The sequence below is a fragment of the Pseudomonas peli genome, assembly GCF_050563605.1.
Classification (GTDB): Bacteria; Pseudomonadota; Gammaproteobacteria; order Pseudomonadales; family Pseudomonadaceae; genus Aquipseudomonas; species Aquipseudomonas peli_A.
The window spans coordinates 1-261 of sequence record NZ_JBNXUH010000266.1 but is presented as its reverse complement, the minus strand read 5'-3'; the positions used below and the strand labels follow the sequence as shown (position 1 = coordinate 261).

Below are 261 nucleotides of genomic sequence, written 5' to 3'. Positions count from 1 at the left end.
GCTCGGAGATGTGTATAAGAGACAGGGTACATACAGCGCCTGGGCGCGGGCGGTGGGTGTCATGCCGCGGGCGGTGCGCTGGAACAGCTCTTCGCCCAGCTGTTGGCGCAGGCGGGCGAGGGCGTTGCTCACCGTCGATTGGCTCAGGTGCAGGCGCTCGGCGGCGCGGGTCAGGTTGCCTTCCTGCGTCAGCGCATCTTCAGCGGCGTCATTAGCTACAGCAAAGAGGCCAATACCCATGCACGCTGATCGCAACTCCAT

General features: G+C 64.4%; 1 protein-coding gene. It reads right to left on the bottom strand.

The features are described from left to right. The coding region (locus tag ACQ4LH_RS21695; RefSeq protein ID WP_430699006.1) for a LysR family transcriptional regulator at nt 1-240 on the bottom strand (240 nt) is incomplete at its 3' end. Between the last annotated feature and the right edge of the window lie 21 nt (nt 241-261).